Here is a 16719-nt window from a genome sequence, read left to right as displayed (position 1 = left end):
AGAATACCCATGAGAGAAGAACTTATACTTCCACAATGCCGTTACCCCTGGGTAACCATTAACAGTCCTATTGCCAATGCTTTTGATGATGAAGAAAAAGTGTGGTATGATAATGATTATACTTTTATTTCTGAAGAGGGAATAAAAAGATGTAAGCCCCAGTTTTTATCACGAGTTGCCACGTACATGAATCCAACCTGCGACAGCATGGAACGCATGCGCCCCTGTGCCCGACTGATGATCTACATCACTATTTTTGATGATTTTTTCGGGATGACACCGGCAAAAGAACTGGAAACCATCGCAAACCGGGTATATGAAGTAATGATGGGTGAAGATCCACGTGAAGACGAAATTGGCATCCTGCGGCAGATGGCACAGGCAAGAAAAGAATGGGAAACGTTTATGCCCCGTTTTTGGATAGACCGTGTTGCAATTAATTTTTATGAATTCATCATGTACGGTATGATGGAAGAAATACCTTTCAAACAGGCAGAAAAACGAACATATCCTTTACTTGCACATTACTTTAGTTTCCGGAAATACTCAATCGGAATGTGGCCATATGGTGATCTGATAGATCCTGCCGTTAATTTTGCCCTACCTGTTCATATTTATAATCATCCCGTGATACAGCGTTGCAGAGAGTTGCTATCTCTGGTAATTGTGATCCAGAATGACTTTGCTTCGTTGATCAAAGAGCTCGAAATAGAAAATGAAAGCCTGAATATTATTTTCATCCTGAGAAATCAATATAAACTTTCTTATCAGGAAGCCTGTACGGAGGCCATGAGGCTGCATGATGAATACTGCCAGGAGCTGGATGATCTGCATCAATCTCTTCCTGATTTTGGAGATTTCCAAGAGGTTGCCTATAATCATGTGTATCACATTAAGCTGCAGATTAGCGGTTGCGCAAACTGGTATTATAATTCCGGGACTAAAAGATATGAATCTAAAGCATTCATTGTTCCTAAATATGCCAGAGAAGGAGATGATATTGTGATTCCGCACAGCATTTTTGTAAAAGAACAAGATTTATAAACATGTGATCTGTAACCCTGGAAAATTCCTTGTCGGATGTCAGTAAATACAAAAGCCTTTACATATGTAAAGGCTTTTATTATTTTCAATTAAGGCTACATTATGGTATTTAATAAAGATTTTATAACAGTACTTTATTAAATAATGTAGTGTTTGATCTGTTTTATTGCTCGACAATGGTGAGTGCATTGTAAACTCCGCTTCCTGAAACATCAAACAGACTTACTGTACCGTCAAATCCTACTGTAATCCAGGTGAAAGGTCTTAATTTATCTCCTTTATTCAAATAAACACTTACTGTACAGGCTGAACCTACAGGAACTGTATTCCCTCCGGTATCTGAAGCGTATCCGTTATTTGTCTTTACCCTTTGTGTAATTGTACCTGCCGGGTTTCTTACCTCCCAGATAGCTTCAGTCTGGTTATTTCCGCCCGTATTTACCTGGCTAGCCTGCAATGCAAACGTAAAGGTTGCAAAATATACCCCTGCACGCGGTGCCACAAACTCCCCCGTAGCTGGAGTGAAATTAGAGGTTGGAACTCCCGAGTCAGAGTCAAATACTTCCGTCCAATTCGTTAAATACGATGATCTACGCTGAACGATTCCTGATTTAGTCCCGATTTCCGACGGTACTGTACTTTCAAATAGATAGGTATCTTGTGTCGTTTTTTTGGCCATCACCAGAATACGCGGTTTTCCTTTTGGGTAAAAACTAACCCAGTTGGTACCATCAGAAAATTCCAGATATCCTTTTACCCCGATTGCCGGACTTGCCACGTACCGTAATGCTCCTGCTCCTGCCTGATCGGCCGTTTTATCCGTATTTCCCAATGCCATAGAACCATTGGTACCGCTTCGCAAATCTATTGCTACTTTGGGAGTAGCAACCATTACCCCCACTTTTCCTGTATTATCTACAATTACATTTCCGGCATCAGTTTTAATTTCAACAGGATTTACAGGGCTTTGTACCCCAAAACCAATTTGAGCATTGGCCTGTGTAACTATAAATAACATAGGTATAAAGGTACCTGCCCATTTTTTTATTGTATTGTGTCTTATCATCATTGTTATGTTTTTACAATTCGCTAATGCTTAAATTATTTAGTTTCCCGTCATTTAAAATACTTCTTGTACTTCCTATATTATGTTTTACACTAAATTTTATGGTGTCATCCTTTTTAAGGTTAAAGATAGCATTACAATTGCCGCTTATATAGTTACTTACAGCGCCAGCCTGAAATGCAGGATAGGAATTAACTGTTTTATAAATTGGAATATTGTCAGTAACCTGGCTGCTTTCTATGGCCGTTTCTATAAAGGTATTTTTAGGGATGTTTCCACTGGCTAAGGTAATACTGAAAGACACGAGGTAGAACCCGTCACGTGGCGCTGTAAAAGTGTCATTATTGTTGAAATTATTGCCTACATCCACGGTTTCGGTCCAACCGGTGATATAGGTAGAAGTACCGGTTGTTATGTTTTGGGAAGTACTGTTACTTGCATTTACAAGAGCTTTGGTGGGAGGAGCCAGTGGCAAAGCAATCCATTGTTCACCATCAGAATATTCTAAAAATCCACCCGCATTATATCGTATAGCACCGGCACCGGCTACAGCAGGAGTTTGAGTACTGGTCCCAAGACCAACGATCCCTTTATTGTCCGGGGAACGAAGATCTACTTTAGTGACAGGATTTAAAACACCAACACCAAGTTTACCATCTATTGTTGCAACTACATCATTAGAAAGTTTTGTGGCATCCGGAGCTGCCCCATTATCCTTTGCAGCATCAATCTGTAGAGGATGTACTGGATTTGGGGTAAAAAAACCTGTTTGTGCTGCTGCAGTACTCACAGAAAAAATTAAAATACCAGGCAGGAGTTTATATATACTGTTAAATTTCTTTATCATGATCTATGTTTTAATGTTCTATAATGGTTAAATTATTAAACCCGTCATCCGGATTTGTCGGGTCTGAAGCGTCAGTGGTAACTCTTAATGCAACAGCACCCGCAATAAGGTTTTGGTATAGCCTTGCTACCACTTTCGTCCCGGCAGTTAAGGTAAGAGTAACGGTACTTGAGCCTCCGGCCTGTGTTGACCGCGTAGAACCAGCATCATCAGAGGTTCCGGTCATTGACTGGCCAAATGTTTTATAAACACTGGCCAAAACAGTACTGGTTACAGGATTATAGAACTGTGATTCGACTCTGGTACCATCAGCAATGACAGCCCCATTAAAATTAAAGGTTAATAAAAAAGTATAGGTACCATCGCGAGGGGCAGTAAACTCACCTGTACTGGCAGTAAAACTGCTGCTCATATCACGTACTACACTCCAATTTACAATGGTAGTCGCTGTACTTTGTGGTATTGACTGGCTTGAAATTTTACGTACAACGACCACTGCTTTTTGAGGGGCAACATACGCTTTGCTCCATACAGAGCCATCTGAAACTTCAATTTTGGCTCCGACCGGAGTATTTGCCACATCATATCGAACTGCTCCGGCACCGGCCGCCACCGCAGTCATTGTCGTAGTTCCTAATCCTAAAGCATTTTCGGTACTTACTGATCTCATATCCAGCTTTACCTGTGGATTGATCACCCCTACTCCAATAAAACCAGTCGTTTTGCTAACAATCACGTCATTGGCCGCCTGTACTGCCGTAGGTGTTCCTGTAGCAGCATTATCTTTAGCACCGTCTACATGTAAGGCTCCTTGTGGATTTGAAGTACCAATCCCATTTTGCGCATACGTGATACTCATATACCAATTGAGGAGTAACAAGAGTAATAATTTTTGTGTGTTTTTATTCATCATTATAGGAAATTAAAATTTTAAATTATGGCCAATATTCTGAATTCAGAAGATAATTGTACTCTATTATGAGGGTTTAATAAGAAATCGACTCCTACTGCATTACGGATTCTTTCAGAATTTCTCTTTTTGATTTTTATACTGGCAGAAATTAACGATAAACCTGACAGCAAAAGCAATTGCATCTTTTTTTTCATTTATTTATATTTAATTACGTTTTTATATAAAGGCTCGCAGAAAAGTTCAAAAGTGTCATAATCTGTTGAATACAATTATGAAGCTGAACTGTTACTATATAAATAGGCTAATTTTTCTCTGGAAAGATATGTAGGACCAAGACTGATATTGTTGTACATCGCATTGTCCTTTTACATTCGGACTGAATTGTGGTCCTACTGATAGTCTATGGAATTGATATGAATCCCTATTTGGGCGTTCAATTATCCCACCATTAGATAATAGAATACTTTTTTCGATCATTTGTTGTTTTGTTTTTTCTAAGATATAGATGCCATTATTGAATTAAAATCAATTTTTTTTTCGTTTTATTAGAAACTTAATAGATCATTATTACTTTTTAATAAAAAATAGTAAACCTAATTCATTGACAAATAGCACTATACTGATTGCAACATTACATTTTTTAATTAAATAATCAAAATAGTACAGGTAATAATTTCGGAAATAATCACAGAGAAACCTGTTGAAAATAGCTCTGTTACTAATAAATTATACCGTAATAAAATATTAAATTATTTTGTATTCATAAAAATACATCAAAAATGATAACTAACGAAAAAGCCTCAATAATTTGAGGTTATTGAGGCTGTTATTTTAAACCGAAGAAATTTTAGTTTAATAAAATATTTTCCGGTCTTCTATTTTAACAATATTTTCACTTTCCATTTTTTTTACTACTCTGATTACAGTTTCAACACGCAGTCCGGTAAGATTAGCAAGTTGCTGTCTTGTGTAAGGCACCTGAAAAGTTTGGGTACTATCATTGGACGTTGATTTTAAATAATCCATGATCGTTTTGATTTTCAACTGAGGATCAGCAGACGAAATATTGAAAAGCATTAAATATTTATAGTACAGCCTGTCTGCCATGCATTTAAACATGTTCATCATTACCTCCTTATTTTGCTGGATAAGCGAAAAAAAATCTGCCTGCGGAAGCTTTACCAGGGTACATTGGGTTTTTGCCACAGCATTCATCGGGTACATTTTTTCGTTAAACAATAATGATTCACCAATACTTTGTCCGTCAGAAAGAATACTCTGCGTAAATTCTTTACCGTCTTCATGGTAATTGTTCAATTCTACAACACCATTTACAATCTGAAAATAAAATTTTGGAAGGCTTCCCTCACTGAAAATAACTTCATTTGCTAAGTAGTTTACATATTCGCCCCCATAAGCTAATAAAAGATCTTCATTGATTATCATATCCTAAAGTTTATAGTTAAGTAATGCGTTTTTTTCATAAGAATTGGTGTTTTTTCTTTATCAAAAAACAAGCCACATCACCATAATACTACAACTCAACTGAATAATAATCATATTATAAGTGAAATATTAATACAAATAAATAATTATTGCTTTTATAAATCACAAACTCATGATTCTTTTCCTAAAATAATAGACCTTTTTATCCCATCATAATTACCCAAACTATTTAAAAATATTTTGTGCAAACCGATAAAGACATCTTCTCCAGGTGAGCCATTCATGGTAAGTTTGGGGAGATGTATATTGAGAATACGGATATTTATTTTGATTAAAATACGTAATGATGGCTTGATTAAATTCAAAAAACCGGGCTTCCTCTTTTTCCCCGATTCCGATAAAAAAGAAAGGCTTTTGTTTTGATTTCAATAATGCACTGATAGGAAGCTCTTTAAAAGGCTCGCTTTCTGTTCCTTCATAAATAACGGGGCTGAAAGAACCGATTGCTGAAAATAAGCCGGGATGATTGGCTCCGATCAACATCGCCTGATAACTCCCGCGGGAAAGCCCTGCAATAGCTTTTTTACCATTGGTTTTATACGTGTTTTCGATGTAGGGAATCAACTCCTGAACGACAATTTTATCAAGATTTTTGGCAGAAACCACCGTCCTTGGATAATCGTCCGGCTTTTTTTCTTGTTCAGGATTCAGTGCAACTCCGTAATCCATCACGACAATCATTTCTTTAGCTTTTTTTTCAGCAAAAAGATTATCTAAAATATTCCTGATATAGCCTTGTTTTTCCCAACCCGTGATATCTTCTCCAGTCCCGTGATAAAGATATAAAACCGGGAGTTTTTCAGTCCCGTAATTTGGAGGAAGATAGACTTTGAAATTTCGTTTTCCGCGGGTAACTTCTGAATATAAAGTATGATCAACAATTTTCCCGTGTTTTACATTTTTCTCAAAGAAAAAATCTTCACCGGAAGGAACCTCAATTCCGCTTGTGGGCTGGCCATATCCAAAATAAAGCTCTGTATTGGGATCATTGGTACGTTTGCCATCCACATTAAACCAGTAATAATGAAACCCAATTTCCATTGGCGAGGTAGTAATATTCCAAAAGCCATCTTTATCTTTAGTAGCGGAGGATTGTAGATTTTTCATTCCGTCTCCCCCCTCTAATACAACAGATTTCGCATCCGGAAAATATACTTTAAGCTGAACATTTCTTTCAGTATCAACCTTTGGAAATTCCTTTCCTTCCAATGCGGTTGAGGAGGTTGTATAATGTTGGGAAAATACCATAGATGAACATAAACCAATAATGGAAGTTATTATTTTTAAGTACTGCATTGAATTCGTTTTAAAAAAAGTAGTGTAATGTAAGGATTTATGCTTACAATAGGAATTTCTCTATTTTGAATAATCTTTATTCAATCAAGCATTGTGTTATGATCAATAGACATAAAAACCGGTTGACACATGTTCTAGTTTAAAATTGTCATAATATTCATTAAGTGTTCTTTTTTCCAGCCGCCGAAAGATAATAATGCCAGAGTATCATGGAGGCTACCGACCTGAATGGCTTCCATTGTTCGCCTATCTGAAGAATGTCTTCTTTTGTAATTTCCGGGGGAAGCTGTTTCAATTTTTTTAATGCATTCACCGCTGCGAGATCTCCAACAGGAAATATATCGGTTCTTTGCAGGGTAAACATCAGATATACATCTACAGTCCAGTTTCCAATCCCTTTTAAGCTCACCAATTTTTCACGAACTTCATCATTGGACATTTCCGGTAGTTTTTCAAGATCAAGATTACCATTTATAATAGCTATTGCCAATCCTCTTATATAGATATTTTTTTGACGGCTGACATAGCATTCTCTCATTTCTTCGTCAGTCAATGTAAGAATACTTTCCGGAGTGATTTCCTTTGTTTTTTCTTTTAATTTATTCAAAGCAGCCAATGCTGAAGCCAGGGAAACCTGCTGTTCCAGGATAATATGAACAAGGGTCTCAAAAGTATTTTCACGGGTCCACATCGGAGGATATCCGTGCGTGATTAAAATGGTTTTCAGATCATCATCCTGACTGGCCAGGTATTCACAGAGCTGATGAAAATTTTCAGTATTGAAAATGGTTGTTTCTTCTATTGGAATGGCAGGAACTGTCTTTTTCTTCATAAGTATATTTTAGCTTAAAATAATGTGGGCATGGTAAAGCCTTTCTCAAGATCAAGCAAGATAGATTTGTTTCCCAAACCTCCTGCAAACCCGACAAGCTTACCCGAGGCACCTACCACTCTATGGCAGGGAACAATAATGGATACCGGATTTTTATTCAAAGCCCCTCCCACGGCACGTACCACTTTTATATCACCGAGAATCCGGGCCAAATCTCCATACGTTTTTGTTACGCCATAAGGTATTTCTAATAATGCTTCCCAAACTTTAACCTGAAAATCTGTGCCTTTGAAATCCAGAGGGATATCAAAAGTCTTTCTTTTGTTTTCAAAATATTCTGTTAATTGTTTTTCAGCCTGTAACAGGATTGGATCGTCATCTTCTCTTACAGGAACGGAGAGTTTTGTTCTTTTATAATCTTCTCCTTCCCATAAAACCGCCACGAGCCCTCTATCAGAAGTAATAAGCCTGATCAGCCCCACCGGAGAATGAACATCTTTGTATCGTAATTTTTTGTGATCTTCTATCATTATACTTTTAAAAATTGTAATAATCCCCTATGGGCTTTATCTCAGATCAGCTTTCGGATTATTTCTTTTGCAGATTGGGTTGCGTCCTGGTTTTTACATACAGAAGAAGCTATAACAGCGTCTTTCAGCATCATTTTTTGTTTCAAAGTGTTTTTATATAAGGAAGCTTTGCAATATCTGCCTCTTCTATAATTTGATTAATCCCATAGCACTATTTTATCAATAACAATCTGTCCCTGCTGCTTCATACTATAAAGATAATTATTAAATAGACACATTGATTTATTTAAGTAAATTCCATTTCGTAATTTGACTATCGATTGGAATATTAAAAAACCTTGGCGGAGTACCAAGGTTTAAAAATATATTCTTACTGCATTTACGATTAAAATCCTTATCAATTGACCTGGATACTTTCTATTGCATTTTCTAAGGCATATTCCTTCAGACCAGGAACTTTCAGTCCTTCAGCCCGGATTACAGTCACATCCGTCATTCCTAAAAATCCAAGAAAAGCTTTCAGATAAGGGACAACAAAATCATTTTCTTTTCCCGGACCTTCAGAATATACTCCACCGGAAGACATTGCAATATATACTTTCTTGCCTGTCACTTTGCCGACAGGGCGGCCATCTTCACCATAACCAAAAGTGATTCCGGCTCTGGTGATATGATCAATCCATGCTTTTAATGAGCTGTGGATCGTAAAATTGATAAGGGGTGCACCTATCACGATACTATCAGCAGACAGTAATTGTTGTACCAGTTGATCAGAAAGGCCAATCGATTCTCTGTCTTTTTCTGTAAGCTGATCAGCAGGTGTGAAAAAAGTACGCAGCACTGCCGGGCTCAGATGCGGCATTTCTGTTTCCACCAGATCCAGTTCTTCCAATTGATTTTCAGGATACTTTTTCTGTATTTGTTCAACGATCGCATTACCCAGTTTAATGCTGTATGATTCTTTGCCCATCAGGCTTGATTTCAAATGAAGAATACGTGTCATAAAATTGTATTTGTTTAATGATTTTAACTAGACAAATGTATAACCGTTCACTTTACATAAGTTAGCAGTTACCCAAAGGATAGCGCTTACCTTCAGGAAAGTCCTTATCTTTGCTATCATGGAAACAGCTGAAAACAAATTACTTCCAACCACTTCGGAATGTAATCATGCCCTCAAGAATGTGCTTGATGCCATGTACGTTCTCAATGGAAGATGGAAGCTGGCATTAATACTTTGCCTGGTACAGTCTTCAAAGCGCTTTAACGAGATTCAAAAAGAAATGACAGGCATCTCTCCAAAGGTATTATCCAATGAGCTCAAAGACCTGGAGCTTAATTTCTTTATAGAACGTAAAGTCTTTCCTACGACTCCTGTTACGATCATTTACGAAGCGACAGCATATACCCATACCTTAAAAAATGTTTTATCAGAATTAAGTGCTTGGGGCGAACAGCACAGAAACAAGGTTAAAGAGACAATGTAAATCTATCTATCCGTACTAATTAAAAAACAATAAATGAAACATAATCTTTATCAAATTGATGCATTTACAGACAAAGTTTTTGGTGGAAATCCGGCGTGTGTGGTACCTCTTGACCAATGGTTAGCAGATGACATTTTATTGAAAATAGCTAAAGAAAATGCGGTTGCAGAAACAGCTTTTTTAGTAGATAAGGGCGACAAAATACATTTACGCTGGTTTACCCCCGAAATTGAAATGGATCTATGCGGTCATGCAACTCTTGCCACCGCACACTGTTTAAAAACACTTCTTAATTACAAAAGCAATACAATTATTTTTGAAATCTTAAGCGGCGACTTAACGGTTTTGGCTGATAACGGGCTGTACAAAATGGATTTTCCTTCGAGGATGCCATCACCCGATACCTTACCTGAAAATATTGAACGCTCACTGAATATTAAACCAAAAGAAGTTTTAAAGTCCAGAGATTATGTTTTGGTATATGATAGTGAAACTGATATTAAGAATATTACTATTGACAGGCAGCTGTTTGACCAGATCAATCTTGATCCAGGCGGAGTAATTGTAACAGCTATAGGCGACCATTGTGACTTTGTTTCAAGATTTTTCACTCCGCAAGCATCTATTCTGGAAGATCCTGTAACAGGTTCAGCCCATTGTTCTTTAATTCCATTTTGGGCGGAACGGCTTCATAAAAAAGAGCTTCATGCCCTTCAGGTTTCTGACAGGATAGGAACATTATTTTGTGAAGACAAAGGAGACCGGGTTATCATCAGCGGACGAGCAAAAACATATTCTACCGGAACCTTTTGGACGGAATAGAATTACGGATTAAGGTCCCTGGAATAAATAATAAATACAGTTCCATAAGAGTGTTCACTTCTGCAATGTTTGTTTAAAACAACTTTAATATCTCTTTCAATTAATTTTGGAAGAGATATTTTTAATTGAGAAAGTATCCAGATTGAAATGCGGGAAAACATCCATACTACCATAACTTATCTCCGTAGTTTCTACGCTTCCCATCTTATCATTTCAGAAATTGTTCATCGATGAAATATCCGCCACCAGTAGAGGTTTGTAAGGCGTCATTCTGCGACTGGAAATGTTTATTAAGTGAAAAAATGAGAAATAAACAGGTAAAAGAATTAAAATCTCCTTAATTTTTTAAATTAGAAGGTCAATATCAGTTTTTGAAATCTTTAAATGAGTAATTTAGCATTTGATTAAAAATGCGCTAAGGTCTCTATGAAAAATATATTCTTTTTATTGCTTATTTCAAGTGTGCAACCTTTACTATCACAAACTAAACTAGAAAAAGCAATTACCAATCTTGAGGATAATTACGAACAGGAAAAAGTATATCTGCTTACCGACAAATCACAATATGCAGCTGGTGACCAAATCTGGTTTAAAAGCTTTGTATTTGATGGTTATAACCGTTCTGCATTATCTACCACTCTATTTGTTGAATTGTACAATTCTGATAAAAAACTGATAGACTGGAAAACGGTACTCCTAACCAACGGTGAAGGCAGCGGAGATTTTAAACTGAAAGAAGACCTTCCTGAGCAAATTTATTTCGTAAGAGCCTATACTCCTTACATGACCAATTTCAGTGAAGATTTTCAGATTGTTAAAACGATTCCTATTTATAATCCCAACACAGCTGAAACATTAGAGATTGCTAAAAATTCTGATTGGTCTGCTAAAGTTTTTCCGGAAGGCGGAACTTTCATTAACGGTATGCCTACGAAATTTGCCGTACGATTATCAAGCGATACTTCTTTGCCGGAAAACTGGACCGGAAAAATCATAGACAAACAAAACCCAAACGTTTCTATCACTACATTTACCTCTTTTGATAAAAATGTTGCGTCTTTTAAAATAACTCCAGCTTCAGGAAAAAAATACCAGGCTATCATTCAAGATAAAACTGGAAAAAGCCAAACAATAGATCTGCCACCCGTTGCAGATAGTGGTGTGAATGTAGAAGTTTCCAGTTCTAAGGACGGGATCAAATACAGTTTAAAAGGAGCCAATTTAAAACAACAGCTTCAAAATTATAAAATTGTTGGAACGCTTAACAACCACCTTGTCTATAAAGCAAATATCAGTAAATTAACTAATGAAATTTCAAGTCTCATCCCTACAAAAATCAGCAATGGAAATAATGGTGTTTTACAGTTAGCTATTTTTGATGAACAGGAAAATTTGGTTGCAAAACGACTTTGCTTTATAAAACCCAATAATTTAAAGATTGAAAAAGCAGAAATTATAGGTCAGAATCTAAAGCCAACGCCAAGATCATTCAATAGCATTGATCTTTCTCCGGAGTCCGTTTTTAAAAACTATACTGTTTTGGTAAGTGAAGATGACGGAAGCAACAATCCTGAAGAAGAAAATATATTGAGCAGTCTTTGGCTAACAGGAGATTTTACTTCAAAAATAGACGCACCGGCACAATATTTTTCTACAAATACCAATACTGAAGCTTTGGACGCGCTGCTTATTTCTGAAAACTGGAAAAGATTTGACTGGAATTCCTTACTTAGCGGAGCTGTACCAGCCATTAAACCCAATTCTCAAAAATTCCTTTCTTATAGAGTAAAACCTATTAAAAATAATGCTCTGTTGATCAACACCAGTGTAAATTTAGTATTGAAATTAGGTAAAAATGATCCCGTTCTAAATCCATTTAAAACAGATCAAAATGGATACATTTACTTAAACAATCTTAGCAACGATGAACCTTTGAATGTTTCCTTATTTGTAAATTCAGAAAATAATAAGGAATCAAATACTGATAATTTATTCGTTACAGTAGAACCATTGGTAAATCCCACACAATTTAACGGCAGTTTCCCCAGTACAAAATACAAACTGGTAAAAGCCACTGGCAATAAAAAAATGTCTCCGGCAATTTCCAGAGCCATCAACACTCAGAAAAACATAAAAAAAACGGCGGATGCTGATGTACAAATTGAAGAAGTAAAATTAGTCGGAAAAAAACAAGACCCAAAAGAAGAGTTAAACAAACAGCTGGCCAGTGGAATGTTCAGTTCTATCAATTCTACGATATTTGACTTTGTAAATGAAGACCAAAATACCGCCGGATCAAACAATATATTAGACTGGCTGCAGGGAAGAGTCGCCGGCTTAACATTTCAAAGAGATAATTCAGGGGTGAATGTTCCCTACATTCGTGGTAGTCAAGCTAAGCTGTATTTAGATGAAGTACTTACTGATGCCAGTATGATTGCAAGCCTTCCTACAAGCAATATTGCTATGGTGAAAATCATCAAAGAATCAGGATTAATAGATAATGCCGTAGCAATCTATACCATGAAAGGTAATATGAAACCGAAAAGTAATGAAAAACAAGCACCCAATACCAACCTATCTGTCATAAAAGGTTATGATAAGCCTTCAGAATTTCCTATTGAAATGTTAGATGATGATGCACCAACGAAAATAGAAAATGACACCCGGGAAACACTCTATTGGAATCCTAATTTATTTGATAGTGATTATGTTCCACCGAGAATTAAATTTTATAATAACGACAGTGCAAAACAATTCAAAGTACTTATCATAAGCTTTGATGAAGACGACAATCTGCTTTATGATAAAAAAATATTGAAATAATATATTTTAACAAATTAAAAAGCCTTTCAAGAGTATTGAAAGGCTTTTTTAATGACTTTAACTATAGTAATAATCTGATAAAATTGGTGATTCAACCTAAAAAGTCTCAAAACTTTTTTACCTTTTCAACAAAATGATCTGTAACCTACAAAAGAAGATTAAAATTATCCTACATTATCAAACAACAGGTTTACAATACAAGCTTTTTTACTTATTTTTACTTCATAATATTATAGACATATGAGAAAAATCGTATTTGCTGGAATCGTAGCTTTAGGAGGATTTGCAACAGTAAACGCACAGTGTAAAACGGTATCTACACTTACTGAAAATTTTGATACCTGGAAAGACATCAATAAATGTTGGACTGCTCAACAAGGAAAAGCGATGCTGTATGCCAGTGAAAAAAAGATTACCTTTTATTCAATGAACAGCCCCGGAGAAAATATGTATTTAATAACTCCAAAAATTAAAGCAGGAGCATATACCCTGAGCCTTGATATTTCAGACAATGGTGGAGAAACCACACTAGAGCTATTTTCAATCAATAATACTTCTGATCCAAAATCTTATGTTTCAATAGCTAAACCCACCAAAATAGCAGGAGGTAAAAAAGTAGTTAATATTTCGTTGAAAAAAGATTCAAATCTGGGATTGAAAGTGATGCTGAACGGAGTGCATCAGGCAGTATATGTAGATAATTTTTCTTTGAAGCCAAAAAAATAAAATCGGTTAAGATAATTTATTAGCAATAAACTGAGATCATCAAAACAAAAAACACCTTCCATAATAGAGAGGTGTTTTTTTATTAAGCATTTACCCTTCAATCCTAACTTCCTTACCCCAACTCAGGTTAATGGTATTTCTTCTCTCTCCTTTCCAAAATGAGGTGTGCTGCATCCAGCATTTTAATCAGATGAATGTAGGGATTGACGATATTCCTTTCCGGGAGGTGATCGTAGATTCCGAGTGAGAAATAGACCATTCCGGACATGAAATAATCAAATTCCTTGATGTTGTACTCTTTGAATGCTTTTTTAAATACCAGCATCGGATTTTGGTATTCTTTCTCCGAAAGCAAGCCCAACACCAAAGGAGAAACATCTTCCAGCTTCGTATTGATAATCCATTTCTTTTCCTTCAGCGTGATGAGATACCCCGCACGGACAAACGACTGCATCGACTGCCGAAAGTGAAAAAGAATGGACGGATCTTCTTTGATCCAACTGTTCTTTTTGACCGCGTGGTTCATAATGTTATGTAATGTCTTCTTAGAAGCAGCCAAGTCATTGAGTTGAAAAAAGGTTTCCATCAGCTGGAGTCCGGAGCGCTTCCTGCTGTCTGCCCAAAGATGGGTTTCAAAGTCTGTTTTAATTTTTTTCATGGGTGTATGTTTTTACTGCCTGTAAAGGAGGAAGTCCGGACAATGCTGAACTTCCTGCCCATACAAGACAAAAAATAAAGGGTATTGTATACAATTGTACACCTGCTGTCATTCCGACGAAGGAGGAATCTCGTTTATAGATTAGATTCTTCATTTCACTTCGTTACATTCTGAATGACAGCAGACCATATAGTTTGGTGCAGCATTGTATATTCTTACCAAAAAAATATGATAGAATTTGTGTTTTTTCTAAAGCTTAAAAGCCTCAATGGACTGTACACCCCATTGTAACAGATCATGATACTGTATATGATAAAGCTGGCTTAGAAAAAGGATGATTGTAGAAAAGCAGAACTGCATAAAATAAAAACGGCATGGGACTCTACAATATCTGAATCAGAGGTACTGGTATACCGTGCACACAGATAAGAGAACCCACGCCTAGGTCGTGAGCTTCCTGCCTATCTTCCCGTGTGCTAAAAATTACCAGTTTTCTGATACGAGATTCTAAGCAATAGCTTCTAATATTCTTTGAAGTATCGCAAAGCTACATTTATTGTAGCTTATTTTACAAATGTAGTAAAAAAGATTTAAAGTGGGTAATTGTACCCACTATTTTTTATGCATTTCTATTGAACTTGCTATTTATTTAATATTTACATGACTTTAACACCTGAAAAAATCGAGTTTTTAAAAAGTTTTGGAAAGAGAATTGAGACATTAAGAAATAAAAAAAATTTAAGTCTGAGACAATTATCACAAAACTGCGACATTGATTATAGTGACATTAGTAAGATTGAGAAAGGATTAAGAAACATTCAAATGTCTACTGTTCTGGAATTAGCAAGGGGGTTAGAAGTAACAGCAAAAGAATTATTTGACTTTGACATAGAAATACATCAAATTATCAAATAGATCCTATAAAGAGCTATAAAGTGTAGCTCCATTTCGTGAGTGAGGCGGTCGTACTCGGTGTGTTCGGTTTGAGTCATCTAGTTTATTTCATATTTTTCAACTTCAGTTTTAATATGGCTTTTGATATCTCTAACAATTGTATGATCTAACTGTCTTCTACAACTACATCTAAACTCCGTCAAATTATATCTTGTCATACGCATGGGTTCGCTTTGGCAATTTTCGCAATATGGAATGAATTTGTCAAAAACATAATCTTCATCTCTCACATTCAACTTAAACTTAATATGGTAATTTTCATTATCTACCGTTTTTACTTTAAACACAGGAGGATAACTTTTTATAGCATTTGCTTTTCTCCTTTCTTCTTTGCTTCTTGAATTAAATATTTTTGAATATAACTTTGCTAAAAAATATATTAATGAACCGTACAATATTATTTGCCACAAATACAATTGTGAATTAAAGAAGTTTGCGAATTTACTAGAGTTATTTCCTAAAAATTCAGTTATAACCTTAAAGTCTAAAGCTTCTCTGAAATAAACAGTTAAAAATCCTATAAAAACAGGAAATACAAATTTACTGAGCCAATTTTCCTTTATATCTTTCATTAATTACTAGTTTTAATAACCGCAAAAATAATGGATTAAGATGACTTCACAAACTTTTTATTTTTCCCCGCTCCCGTACAAATCCTTTCGTGTGGTTTAAGCATTAAAAACATCCTAAAGCCCAACAAAACCCCACCAGAAAGCCTTTAGGCCCTTCCGAAGAGTCTCCAGGTACTTTCCCAACCCTCTGGCGGGTCTTCCGAACGGCCTAAAGACCGTTGATATACGGTCGCCCACCCCTTACCCTACCATTTCTACCCCCTTAGATAAGGGGGTATGAGAACTTCCGAACGGCCTTCCGACGGTTATCCAAGTCTGTGTAGATACTTATTATACTCCCTGAAGAGGATTATGGAACGGGGTAAAGGGATATAGGATATAATAGACGGAAATAAACCATCCAAATTACCCTGCTACCGTACAAATCCTTTCGTGGTTTAAGTATTATACATCAAACATTCTAATACTATCATCTAAAAGCCAAAGACACACGATACAATCGTGCAGCAGCGATAATATTCAGTGGTAAAAAAACAAAAAGTCCCTAAAATAGAAACTTTTTGTGAGCTTGACAGGATCATTCTGGAACACTTTAACCTTTTGCCTCAAAGCCTTATATACTTCAATTTTCTCCGGAATT

At 36.1% G+C, this 16719-nt stretch carries 18 protein-coding genes; 6 read left to right on the top strand and 12 right to left on the bottom strand.

Going from position 1 to position 16719, the window contains the following annotated elements; translation table 11 throughout:
- Window positions 1–9 precede the first annotated feature (9 nt).
- Window positions 10–1044, top strand: a complete 1035-nt coding sequence (locus tag SB679_RS18350) for a terpene synthase family protein (protein WP_410703750.1) — start codon at window positions 10–12, stop codon at window positions 1042–1044.
- 163 nt (window positions 1045–1207) lie between these two features.
- On the opposite strand, the gene SB679_RS18345 is transcribed toward SB679_RS18350, so the two are convergent.
- The 9 genes from SB679_RS18345 to SB679_RS18305 all read right to left on the bottom strand — a co-directional run bounded on the left by SB679_RS18345 (window position 1208) and on the right by SB679_RS18305 (window position 9037).
- Window positions 1208–2113 carry a hypothetical protein gene (locus tag SB679_RS18345; RefSeq protein WP_410703749.1) on the bottom strand — a complete coding sequence of 302 codons (906 nt, stop codon included), beginning with the start codon at window positions 2111–2113 and terminating at the stop codon, window positions 1208–1210.
- A gap of 10 nt (window positions 2114–2123) precedes the next feature.
- A complete protein-coding gene (locus SB679_RS18340) occupies window positions 2124–2957 on the bottom strand; it encodes a hypothetical protein (protein ID WP_410703747.1) in 834 nt (277 codons plus the stop codon).
- A gap of 10 nt (window positions 2958–2967) precedes the next feature.
- Window positions 2968–3837, bottom strand: coding sequence for a hypothetical protein (locus tag SB679_RS18335; protein WP_410703746.1), 870 nt, complete (start codon window positions 3835–3837; stop codon window positions 2968–2970).
- A gap of 50 nt (window positions 3838–3887) precedes the next feature.
- Window positions 3888–4064, bottom strand: coding sequence for a hypothetical protein (locus SB679_RS18330; protein WP_410703745.1), 177 nt, complete (start codon window positions 4062–4064; stop codon window positions 3888–3890).
- A gap of 658 nt (window positions 4065–4722) precedes the next feature.
- Complete coding sequence (locus SB679_RS18325) at window positions 4723–5316, bottom strand: Crp/Fnr family transcriptional regulator (protein ID WP_410703744.1); 594 nt, start codon at window positions 5314–5316, stop codon at window positions 4723–4725.
- A 225-nt stretch (window positions 5317–5541) separates the two neighbouring features.
- A complete protein-coding gene (locus SB679_RS18320; RefSeq protein WP_410703743.1) occupies window positions 5542–6672 on the bottom strand; it encodes an alpha/beta hydrolase-fold protein in 1131 nt (376 codons plus the stop codon).
- A gap of 160 nt (window positions 6673–6832) precedes the next feature.
- On the bottom strand, window positions 6833–7504 hold the full coding sequence (locus tag SB679_RS18315) for a DNA-3-methyladenine glycosylase family protein (protein ID WP_410703742.1): 672 nt from the start codon (window positions 7502–7504) through the stop codon (window positions 6833–6835).
- Between the two features lie 14 nt (window positions 7505–7518).
- Window positions 7519–8034, bottom strand: a complete 516-nt coding sequence (locus SB679_RS18310) for a methylated-DNA--[protein]-cysteine S-methyltransferase (RefSeq protein ID WP_410703741.1) — start codon at window positions 8032–8034, stop codon at window positions 7519–7521.
- 397 nt (window positions 8035–8431) lie between these two features.
- Window positions 8432–9037, bottom strand: coding sequence for an FMN-dependent NADH-azoreductase (locus SB679_RS18305; RefSeq protein WP_410703740.1), 606 nt, complete (start codon window positions 9035–9037; stop codon window positions 8432–8434).
- Window positions 9038–9155: 118 nt separating this feature from the next.
- Here SB679_RS18305 and SB679_RS18300 point away from each other — a divergent pair, with 118 nt between their 5' ends.
- From SB679_RS18300 to SB679_RS18285, 4 genes are all read left to right on the top strand, one after another.
- The gene (locus tag SB679_RS18300; protein WP_410703738.1) at window positions 9156–9521 is read left to right on the top strand and encodes a winged helix-turn-helix transcriptional regulator; all 366 of its coding nucleotides are present in this window, start codon (window positions 9156–9158) and stop codon (window positions 9519–9521) included.
- Window positions 9522–9554: 33 nt separating this feature from the next.
- Window positions 9555–10343, top strand: a complete 789-nt coding sequence (locus tag SB679_RS18295) for a PhzF family phenazine biosynthesis protein (RefSeq protein ID WP_410703737.1) — start codon at window positions 9555–9557, stop codon at window positions 10341–10343.
- A gap of 426 nt (window positions 10344–10769) precedes the next feature.
- Window positions 10770–13169 (top strand): hypothetical protein, encoded by a 2400-nt coding sequence (locus tag SB679_RS18290; RefSeq protein WP_410703736.1) that lies wholly within the window; start codon window positions 10770–10772, stop codon window positions 13167–13169.
- A gap of 240 nt (window positions 13170–13409) precedes the next feature.
- A complete protein-coding gene (locus SB679_RS18285) occupies window positions 13410–13895 on the top strand; it encodes a hypothetical protein (RefSeq protein ID WP_410703735.1) in 486 nt (161 codons plus the stop codon).
- 127 nt (window positions 13896–14022) lie between these two features.
- Here SB679_RS18285 and SB679_RS18280 read toward each other — a convergent pair whose 3' ends face one another.
- Both SB679_RS18280 and SB679_RS18275 read right to left on the bottom strand, forming a co-directional pair.
- On the bottom strand, window positions 14023–14553 hold the full coding sequence (locus SB679_RS18280; RefSeq protein WP_410703734.1) for a hypothetical protein: 531 nt from the start codon (window positions 14551–14553) through the stop codon (window positions 14023–14025).
- Entirely contained in the window at window positions 14540–14707 is a 168-nt protein-coding gene (locus SB679_RS18275; protein ID WP_410703733.1) for a hypothetical protein, read from the bottom strand. The genes SB679_RS18280 and SB679_RS18275 overlap by 14 nt, the downstream gene beginning before the upstream one ends.
- Window positions 14708–15213: 506 nt before the next feature.
- On the opposite strand from SB679_RS18275, the gene SB679_RS18270 reads away from it, so the two are divergent.
- Entirely contained in the window at window positions 15214–15468 is a 255-nt protein-coding gene (locus SB679_RS18270; RefSeq protein ID WP_410703732.1) for a helix-turn-helix domain-containing protein, read from the top strand.
- A 77-nt stretch (window positions 15469–15545) separates the two neighbouring features.
- Here SB679_RS18270 and SB679_RS18265 read toward each other — a convergent pair whose 3' ends face one another.
- Entirely contained in the window at window positions 15546–16079 is a 534-nt protein-coding gene (locus tag SB679_RS18265; protein WP_410703731.1) for a hypothetical protein, read from the bottom strand.
- Window positions 16080–16719 lie beyond the last annotated feature (640 nt).

It is taken from the genome of Chryseobacterium sp. SIMBA_029, from assembly GCF_046535275.1.
GTDB lineage: Bacteria > Bacteroidota > Bacteroidia > Flavobacteriales > Weeksellaceae > Chryseobacterium.
The sequence above is the reverse complement of the archived record's forward strand: the minus strand, read 5'-3'. Positions and strand labels throughout refer to the sequence as shown.

Excerpts from the sequence above, each read along its gene's own strand:
- SB679_RS18350 (WP_410703750.1), top strand. The coding sequence starts at position 10 with ATGAGAGAAGAACTTATACTTCCACAATGCCGTTACCCCTGGGTAACC.
- SB679_RS18345 (WP_410703749.1), bottom strand. The coding sequence starts at position 2,113 with ATGATGATAAGACACAATACAATAAAAAAATGGGCAGGTACCTTTATA.
- SB679_RS18340 (WP_410703747.1), bottom strand. The coding sequence starts at position 2,957 with ATGATAAAGAAATTTAACAGTATATATAAACTCCTGCCTGGTATTTTA.
- SB679_RS18330 (WP_410703745.1), bottom strand. The coding sequence starts at position 4,064 with ATGAAAAAAAAGATGCAATTGCTTTTGCTGTCAGGTTTATCGTTAATT.
- SB679_RS18325 (WP_410703744.1), bottom strand. The coding sequence starts at position 5,316 with ATGATAATCAATGAAGATCTTTTATTAGCTTATGGGGGCGAATATGTA.
- SB679_RS18320 (WP_410703743.1), bottom strand. The coding sequence starts at position 6,672 with ATGCAGTACTTAAAAATAATAACTTCCATTATTGGTTTATGTTCATCT.
- SB679_RS18315 (WP_410703742.1), bottom strand. The coding sequence starts at position 7,504 with ATGAAGAAAAAGACAGTTCCTGCCATTCCAATAGAAGAAACAACCATT.
- SB679_RS18310 (WP_410703741.1), bottom strand. The coding sequence starts at position 8,034 with ATGATAGAAGATCACAAAAAATTACGATACAAAGATGTTCATTCTCCG.
- SB679_RS18305 (WP_410703740.1), bottom strand. The coding sequence starts at position 9,037 with ATGACACGTATTCTTCATTTGAAATCAAGCCTGATGGGCAAAGAATCA.
- SB679_RS18300 (WP_410703738.1), top strand. The coding sequence starts at position 9,156 with ATGGAAACAGCTGAAAACAAATTACTTCCAACCACTTCGGAATGTAAT.
- SB679_RS18295 (WP_410703737.1), top strand. The coding sequence starts at position 9,555 with ATGAAACATAATCTTTATCAAATTGATGCATTTACAGACAAAGTTTTT.
- SB679_RS18290 (WP_410703736.1), top strand. The coding sequence starts at position 10,770 with ATGAAAAATATATTCTTTTTATTGCTTATTTCAAGTGTGCAACCTTTA.
- SB679_RS18285 (WP_410703735.1), top strand. The coding sequence starts at position 13,410 with ATGAGAAAAATCGTATTTGCTGGAATCGTAGCTTTAGGAGGATTTGCA.
- SB679_RS18280 (WP_410703734.1), bottom strand. The coding sequence starts at position 14,553 with ATGAAAAAAATTAAAACAGACTTTGAAACCCATCTTTGGGCAGACAGC.
- SB679_RS18275 (WP_410703733.1), bottom strand. The coding sequence starts at position 14,707 with ATGAAGAATCTAATCTATAAACGAGATTCCTCCTTCGTCGGAATGACA.
- SB679_RS18270 (WP_410703732.1), top strand. The coding sequence starts at position 15,214 with ATGACTTTAACACCTGAAAAAATCGAGTTTTTAAAAAGTTTTGGAAAG.
- SB679_RS18265 (WP_410703731.1), bottom strand. The coding sequence starts at position 16,079 with ATGAAAGATATAAAGGAAAATTGGCTCAGTAAATTTGTATTTCCTGTT.